This window comes from Micromonospora sp. D75 (genome assembly GCF_018070405.1).
Lineage (GTDB): Bacteria > Actinomycetota > Actinomycetes > Mycobacteriales > Micromonosporaceae > Micromonospora > Micromonospora chalcea.
Genome location: NZ_JAGPXV010000263.1, coordinates 1 through 7,717 on the forward strand (window position 1 = coordinate 1; position 7,717 = coordinate 7,717).

Sequence of the window (7,717 nt, forward strand, 5' to 3'; positions counted from 1 at the left end):
ACGGGGTGGTGCTCGGCAGCGGCACGCTCAACCTGCGCCGCTTCGAGAAGCGCCCGAACGAGCTGCTGGTGCTCCAGGAACTGCTCGACCGCCGGGTCCAGGTCGAGGGCGGCCGGGCCGGCTCCGTGGTGGACGTGGCCATGGAGTGCAGCCGCGGCGGCGAGTGGACGCTGAGCCGGGTCGCCGTCCGCGAGCACACCGGCCGGCTCACCCGGCGCGGCCACCTCCACCAGGTCGAGTGGGACCGGGTGCACGGCCTCGGCGCGGTCGGCGACAACCGGGGTACGGCGAACCTGCTCGCCGTCCTGGAGGACATGCGCCCCGCCGACCTCGCCAACGCCCTCCAGGACCTGCCCGATGCCCGGCGCAACGAGGTGGCCGCAGCGCTCGACGACGAGCGCCTGGCCGATGTGCTCAGCGAGCTGCCCGAGCACGACCAGGTGGAGATCCTGGCCGCGCTGGACCGCCAGCGCGCCGCCGACGTGCTGGAGGAGATGGAGCCGGACGACGCCGCCGACCTGCTCAACGAGCTGCCCCCGCCGGAGCAGGACGTGCTGCTCGACCTGATGGAGCCGGACGAGGCCGACCCGGTACGCCAGTTGCTGCGCTACGCCTCCGGCACCGCCGGCAGCGTGATGACCTCGGAGCCGGTGATCCTGCCGCCGGACGCCACGGTGGCCGAGGCGCTGGCCCGGATCCGGGAGCCGCAGCTCTCGCCGGCGGTGGCCGCCCAGGTCTTCGTGACCCGCGCCCCGCTGACCACGCCCACCGGCCGCTACCTGGGTATGGTGCACTTCCAGCGGTTGCTCCGGGAACCGCCGGCGGATCTGCTCGGCGGCATCGTGGTCAACGACATCGACCCGCTGCGGACGTCGACCCCGCTGCCCGAGATCACCCGCCGGATGGCGACGTACGACATGGTGAGCATGCCGGTGGTGGACCGGAACAACCGCCTGGTCGGCGCGGTGACAGTGGACGACGTGCTCGACCACTCCCTGCCGCGGGACTGGCGGGACCGGGACGCGGTATCCCCCTCGTCCGCCACCGACGACGGCCCCCTGGACGGCGACGATGAGTGATCAGCGACGGGGCGACCGGCTGGACCAGCCGCGCACCCCACGGAACCTGCGCCTGCGCCGAGTCGACGCGGAGACGTTCGGCCGCTGGGCCGAGGGCATCGCCCGGGGTATGGGCACGGCGAACTTCCTCGTCTACATGACGCTGATCCTGGTGGCCTGGTTCCTGTGGAACACGCTGGCCCCGGCGAACCTGCGCTTCGACCCGTACACCTTCACGTTCTTGACCTTGGTCCTGTCCCTGCAGGCGTCCTACGCGGCGCCGTTGATCCTGCTCGCGCAGAACCGGCAGGCGGACCGGGACCGGATCGCGCTGGACGAGGACCGGCGGCGGGCCACGCTGCAGAAGGCGGACACGGAGTACCTGGCGCGGGAGATCGCCGCGCTGCGGATCGCGATGGGTGACGTGGCGACCCGGGACTTTCTCCGCTCGGAGCTGACCCGGCTGGGTGAGGAACTGGACGAGGCGGCCGAGCGGCGGCGCAAGCTAGAGCGGCGGCAGCAGGAGCGGGAGGCCCGCCGGACGGCCGGCGCCGAGCGGCTGGACGAGCCCCGGGACGAGCTGGACGGGGACTTCGCGCGGGACGGTCACTACGAGGGCTGACCGGCCATCGAATCGCTCACACCGCCCCCGCCAGCGGCGGTGGCCGATGACCCGCGACGTAGCATTGCGGGCATGTCAGCACCCGTCAGCACCGTCTCCGACGCGATCCAGGCCGCCCTGGCCACCGTCAACGACCCGGAGATCCGCCGGCCGATCACCGAACTCGGCATGGTCCAGTCCGCCGAGCGGGACGACGACGGCGTGGTCCGGGTTGAGCTGCTGCTCACCGTGGCCGGCTGCCCGCTGAAGGACAAGCTGCGCAGCGACATCACCGCCGCCGTGGGCGCGGTGCCCGGCGTGAGCGGCGTGGAGATCGTCTTCGGGGTGATGAGCCCGGAGCAGCGCCAGGAGCTGCAGTCGAAGCTGCGCGGCGGTGGCGCCACTGCCGAGCCGGTGATCCCGTTCGCCCAGCCCGGCTCGCGGACCCGCGTCTACGCGGTGGCCAGCGGCAAGGGCGGTGTCGGCAAGTCGAGCGTGACCGTCAACCTGGCCGCCGCGCTGGCGTCGCGGGGCCTGTCGGTGGGGGTGGTGGACGCGGACATCTACGGCCACTCGGTGCCCCGGATGCTCGGCGCCGACGGCGCGCCGACCCGCGTCGAAGACATGATCATGCCGCCGCAGTCGCACGGCGTGAAGGTCATCTCGATCGGCATGTTCACCCCCGGCAACGCCGCCGTGGTCTGGCGCGGGCCGATGCTGCACCGGGCGCTCCAGCAGTTCCTCGCCGACGTCTACTGGGGCGACCTGGACGTCCTCCTGCTCGACCTGCCGCCGGGCACCGGCGACATCGCGATCTCGGTGGCCCAGTTGCTGCCGAACGCGGAGATCCTGGTGGTCACCACGCCGCAGGCGGCCGCCGCGGAGGTGGCCGAGCGGGCCGGCGCGATCGCGTTGCAGACCCACCAGCGGGTGGTCGGCGTCATCGAGAACATGTCGTGGCTGGAGATGCCGGACGGCTCCCGGATGGAGGTCTTCGGGGCCGGTGGCGGCGCGGCGGTGGCCGAGTCGCTGACCCGGACCATCGGCGCGCAGGTGCCGGTGCTGGGGCAGATCCCGCTGGACACCCGGGTACGCGAGGGCGGCGACGCCGGTCAGCCGATCGTGCTGGCGCAGCCGGACGCTCCCGCCGCGAAGGCCCTGTTCCAGGTCGCCGACCGCCTGGCCGTGCGTCGCGAGTCCCTGCTCGGCAAGCCCCTGGGCCTGAAGCCCGCCGGCCGCTAGCTCCCACCGCTCCCCAACCGCCCCTTCCCGCCGCACGCGAGAGGGGGCGGTCCCTTTTCCGGCTCAGGTGGCGTCGTCGTAGGACGGGCGGGGGGCCGGCGGGGTGGGGGTGCTGGTCGCGACGCTGGGGGTACGCAGGTCGGCGGCCTTCGCGACGTCCTTCAGCTCGTCGTGCACGCCGGTGACGTCCGAGCGCAGGTTGTCGTACATGCTCTGCAGCGGCTTGCGGATCGCCTGCTCGTCGTCCTCGCTGAGCAGGTGCTTGCGGATGAACGCCTTGGGGTGCAGGTCCTCCAGCTGGATGTCCGTACCCAGCTCGCGGCTCAGGTCGCCGGTGGCGTTGCGCGCCATGCTGCGCAGGTTGCGGACCATCCGGAGACCGTCGTTGATGACGTTGGGCAGCCGGTCCCCGAAGATCAACAGCGCCAGGAGCAGCAGGACGCCGATCTCCCACCAGTTCAGGTTCTCGAACACCGCGGCCTCCTCGTCCGTGTCCACGGCAAGACTACGCACGTCAGGTGACCATCCGGGAGGGGGTGACCGGTGCTCACTTCGCGTCGGCGGCGAGCGTCACCGAGGCGTTCTGCCGCGCCGACCCCCGCCGGTACTCGACAGTCACCACCGACCCGGGCGCGTACTTGCGCACCAGCGCCACCAGATCGGTCGGGTCGGTCATCGGATGGCCGTCCAGCCGCAGCACCACGTCCCCGGTACGCAGCCCGGCGGCCGCCGCCGGACCGGCCGGCTCGACCGCGTTGAGGCGTACCCCGCCGCCGGTGGCGCCGGTGCCGCCGACCTGGGCGCCGATCACCGTACGCCGGGCCTTGCCGGTGCCGATGATGTCCTCGGTGATCCGCTTCGCCTGGTTGATCGGGATGGCGAAGGCGAGACCGATGTTGCCGGCCTCCTGCCCGTCGGCCACCAGTGACTTGATCGTCGAGTTCACCCCGACCACCCGGCCGGCGCCGTCCACGAGCGGGCCGCCGGAGTTGCCGTGGTTGACCGCGGCGTCGGTCTGGATCGCCGCGTAGTAGCGGGTCGGCCCGCCCGGCTCGCCGGCCTGCATCGTCCGGTCCAGCGCGCTCACGATGCCGGCGGTGACGGTGTTGGCGAGCGACAGCGGCGAGCCGATCGCGAGCACCGGGTCACCGACAGCGAGCGCGTCGGAGTCGCCGAACTGCACCGGCGTCAGCCCGGAGCGGGAGACCTTGATCACTGCGATGTCCGACTCCGGGTCCTGCCCGACCACGGTGCCCGCGGCGGTGCTGCCGTCGTTGAACACGACCGTCGCCTTTCCGGGGCCGTCGGCGACCACGTGGTCGTTCGTGACGATGTGCCCCTCGGCGCTGACCACGAAGCCGGAGCCCTCGCTGGTGCCGCCGAGACTGACCACCCGGATGGTGACCACGCTGGGCAGGACCCGCTCGGCTACGCCCGCGAGCGACTCGGGCTTGCGCTGGGCCAGCGCCGGGGCCTGCCCCGACTGCGCGCCGAGCGTCGGCACGTCACCGCCGCGCAGGAGGGCGTACGTCAGGGCGCTGCCCAGGGAACCGGCCAGCAACGCGGTGACCAGGGAAATCAGCACCATCTGGCGCAGCCCCGGCCGGGTCGGCAGGTCCGGATCGGTGACCGGCTCCGGCTCACCCGCGCCCGGTGTCGGTGCCGCCGGAACGACCACGGCGGCCGGCGCGTACGGGTCCCGCCACGGGTCGGCGAGCGCGTCCGACCACCACGGCGACGTCGCCTGACCCGGGGCGTCCTGCGCGGGTCGTCCCGGCGCCGGTCCACCCGGTGCCGGTGATCCGCCGGGCCGGCGCCAGTCCCAGCCGTCGGTCACGTCGGTGCCTCCCACTCCGTCCCCCTCGCCCCGCGCCGGAGACCGGCGGAGCCGGACGACCGTGACGCGCGGGACGCATCCAGGATTACACGGATGACGCGAATGGAGTCAGGGGTTGCCCTCCGTGACCGCTTCACAGCGGACTCGCGGCTGCGCGGGTACCGGCCCGCCTCTACGCTCACAGTGCATACCGCCCCTCGCACCAGTCCGCCCCCGGAGGTGTCCCATCGCCACGGTCGCCGGTCACGGCAGTTCGACGGCCCAGGCGCTTCACTTCGCCGAGTCGTACGTCACCGAGGACCTCGTGCTGCGCACGGCCCGCGCCCTCGCCCACGAGGTGGGCCTGGAGGCGGTCACGCCCGGGTCGGGAGCCGCCCTGCGGCTGCTCGCCGCCGCCGGCAACGCCCGGGCGGTGGTGGAGATCGGCACCGGCACCGGGGTGAGCGGCATCTGGCTGCTGCGCGGCATGCGCCCGGACGGGGTGCTCACCACGATCGACGTCGAGGTGGAGTACCAGCGCATCGCCCGGCGGCTGTTCCAGGAGGCGGGTTTCCCGTCGGGGCGTACCCGGATCATCACCGGCCGGGCCCTCGACGTGCTGCCCCGCCTCGCGGACGGCGCCTACGACCTGGTCTTCGTGGACGCGGCGGCCACCGGCTTCGCCGCGTACGTGGACGCGGCGCTGCGGCTGCTGCGCCCCGGCGGGGTGCTCGCGCTCAACGGCGCGCTCGCGGCCGGCCGGGTCGGCGATCCGGCCGCGCGGGACGTCGAGACGGTCACCGTGCGGGAGGCCATCAAGGCGATCCGCGAGTCGGAGAACTGGGTGCCCGCGCTGCTGCCGGTCGGCCACGGCCTGCTCGCCGCCGTGAAGAGCTGAATCATGCCCCGGCACGCCTGATTCAGCCCAGCGTCGCCAGCCAGCGCAGCAACCCGCGTACGCCCCAGCCGGTGGCGCCCTTGACCAGTTCGCCGTGCGTGTCGTCGGACCACGACGGCGCGGACATGTCCAGGTGCGCCCACCGGTCCCGCAGGTCACCGGTGAACTCCCGCAGGTACAGCGCGGCCACCACCGAGCCGGCGCCCTGCGCCGGTGAGCTGTGCAGGTCGGCGACGTCGCTGGCCAGGTGTTCGACGTAGTCGTCGGCGAGCGGCATCCGCCAGGCCCGCTCACCGGCCGCGGTGATCGCGTCGAGCAGGTCGCCGGCCAGGGCGTCGTTCTCGCTGTAGAGCGCCGCGTGCCGCTTGCCGAGGGCCACCGCGTTCGCGCCGGTCAGCGTGGCCAGGTCGATCAGCAGGTCGGGCTTCAGCTCGCGGACCGCGTACGCCATCGCGTCGGCGAGGACCAGCCGGCCCTCCGCGTCGGAGTTGGTGCTCTCGCTGGTCAGCCCGCCGTAGTGCCGGATCACGTCGCCGGGGCGGAACGCCGACCCGCTGACCATGTTCTCGGCGAGCGGGGCCAGCGTGGTGACCCGTACCGGCAGCCCCAGTTCGGCGGCGCCGAGCGTCGCGGCGATCACCGCGGCGGCGCCGGCCATGTCCTTGCGCATGAGCTTCATGGCGGGCACCGGTTTGATCGAGATGCCGCCGGTGTCGAACGTGATGCCCTTGCCGACGAGGACCACGTGGGTGCGCGCGCCGTCGGGCCGCCAGTCCAGCTCGACCAGGCGGGGGCCGCTGGCGGAGCCGCCGCCGACGGCCAGGATGCCGCCGAAGCCCTCGGCCGCCAGCTCCTGCGGACCGCGTACCCGCAGGTGCAGGCCGGTCCGGCCGGACGCGGCGCCGGCCACCTGCTCGGCGAACCACTCCGGGTTCTTGGTGGACGAGGGCGTGTTCGTGAGGTCCCGGGCCAGGCGGGTCATCTCGGCGGTGGTCCGGGCGGCGTCGAGCGTGCCCGCGAGCGCCTCCGGGTCGTCGACGAGCACCAGCGCCTCGGCCAGGGCCGGGCGTCCGCCGGACTCGGTGAGGCGGAAGCGGTACGAGCCGAGCAGCAGGCCCTCGGCCAGGCCGCGCAGCGCCTCGGTCGCCTCGCCGGGAAGCGCGATGGTGATCTGCGTCTCATCCTTCGCCGCGCGGGCCAGCGCGGCGCCCGCGGTGCGCCAGTCGCGCTCGTCGCCGGACCCGACGCCGAGCAGCCACAGCCGTGCCGGAGCGCCGCCGGGACGCAGGTGCTCGCGTACCTCACCGGCGGCGCCGGTGAGCCGGGTGGCGGGCAGCAGGGCGGCGGCCTCGGCCCGGACGTCGTCGCCGGGCGCGACGGCGGTCGGGACCAGTTCGGCCGGAGAGCCGGACGAGTCCGCGGAGTCGGGCTTCCCGGGACGGACGGGCAGGACGAGAGCGTCGGACCCCGCGGGCCCACTCACCAGACGAATGACCAGCACGCTGGACCGTACCTCCGAAATGGTTTCAACGGGGACGTTTCATCGCTCACCCGCAGAGGAAGGCCCTGAGCCACCGGCGGTGCCGGTGGCTCAGGGTATGACGAACCGCCCGCGCGGCGGACGCCACGCGGACACTCCTCGAATCAGCCCGCTGCCGCCTTCAGCGCGTCACCCAACGCGGTGGCCTCGTCGGGAGTCATCTCGACGACGAGCCGGCCACCACCCTCCAGCGGGACACGCATGACGATGCCCCGGCCCTCCTTGGTGACTTCCAGCGGACCGTCGCCCGTCCGCGGCTTCATCGCCGCCATGTTGTCTCCCCTCAGACCTACACCAGGGTCGGTGAGTTGCCCCACAGCCACTTCGCCAACGCCAACCGCAACCATCACGGGAGGCTCGACCAACGATTTTCCCTGATGAACACCGCCGGACCCAAACCGAAGCAGCATTGATGTAACAGCATCTAGCTTATCTTGGATAGGCCTGTCACAATGTGCGGTCATGCAGGCACGGTCGGCACTCTTCGACCTGTACGGCGACCACCTCCGGGCCCGAGGTGGCCGCGCACCCGTCGCCGCCCTGGTCAAGCTGCTCGCCCCGC

8 protein-coding genes and 1 pseudogene are annotated in these 7,717 nt (G+C 73.1%); 5 read left to right on the forward strand and 4 right to left on the reverse strand.

All coding sequences use genetic code 11. The features are described 5' to 3' along the window. The 3 genes from KBX39_RS16955 to KBX39_RS16965 form a co-directional block, all read left to right on the forward strand. On the forward strand, positions 1-1,079 hold a 1,079-nt coding region (locus KBX39_RS16955; RefSeq protein WP_210871470.1), incomplete at its 5' end, for a CBS domain-containing protein. Further along, positions 1,072-1,680 (forward strand): DUF1003 domain-containing protein, encoded by a 609-nt coding sequence (locus tag KBX39_RS16960; protein ID WP_069087216.1) that lies wholly within the window; start codon positions 1,072-1,074, stop codon positions 1,678-1,680. The genes KBX39_RS16955 and KBX39_RS16960, both read left to right, overlap by 8 nt. Positions 1,681-1,752: 72 nt before the next feature. Next, positions 1,753-2,901: an Mrp/NBP35 family ATP-binding protein gene (locus tag KBX39_RS16965; RefSeq protein ID WP_030501083.1), complete on the forward strand. Its 1,149-nt coding sequence runs from the start codon at positions 1,753-1,755 to the stop codon at positions 2,899-2,901. A 63-nt stretch (positions 2,902-2,964) separates the two neighbouring features. Here KBX39_RS16965 and KBX39_RS16970 read toward each other — a convergent pair whose 3' ends face one another. Together KBX39_RS16970 and KBX39_RS16975 are read right to left on the reverse strand one after the other, a co-directional pair. Next, positions 2,965-3,375, reverse strand: coding sequence for a preprotein translocase subunit TatB (locus KBX39_RS16970; protein ID WP_043330672.1), 411 nt, complete (start codon positions 3,373-3,375; stop codon positions 2,965-2,967). 73 nt (positions 3,376-3,448) lie between these two features. Beyond that, entirely contained in the window at positions 3,449-4,753 is a 1,305-nt protein-coding gene (locus KBX39_RS16975; protein ID WP_176722725.1) for a S1C family serine protease, read from the reverse strand. 211 nt (positions 4,754-4,964) lie between these two features. Here KBX39_RS16975 and KBX39_RS16980 point away from each other — a divergent pair, with 211 nt between their 5' ends. Next, entirely contained in the window at positions 4,965-5,615 is a 651-nt protein-coding gene (locus KBX39_RS16980; RefSeq protein ID WP_255358665.1) for an O-methyltransferase, read from the forward strand. A 22-nt stretch (positions 5,616-5,637) separates the two neighbouring features. On the opposite strand, the gene KBX39_RS16985 is transcribed toward KBX39_RS16980, so the two are convergent. Both KBX39_RS16985 and KBX39_RS16990 read right to left on the reverse strand, forming a co-directional pair. Next, positions 5,638-7,116: a M17 family metallopeptidase gene (locus KBX39_RS16985; protein ID WP_069087217.1), complete on the reverse strand. Its 1,479-nt coding sequence runs from the start codon at positions 7,114-7,116 to the stop codon at positions 5,638-5,640. A gap of 143 nt (positions 7,117-7,259) precedes the next feature. Next, positions 7,260-7,427 carry a DUF3117 domain-containing protein gene (locus KBX39_RS16990; RefSeq protein WP_013283866.1) on the reverse strand — a complete coding sequence of 56 codons (168 nt, stop codon included), beginning with the start codon at positions 7,425-7,427 and terminating at the stop codon, positions 7,260-7,262. Between the two features lie 190 nt (positions 7,428-7,617). Between KBX39_RS16990 and KBX39_RS16995 the strand changes: the two are divergent. Then, positions 7,618-7,717, forward strand: a pseudogene (locus KBX39_RS16995) (PaaX family transcriptional regulator); the annotation flags it as partial.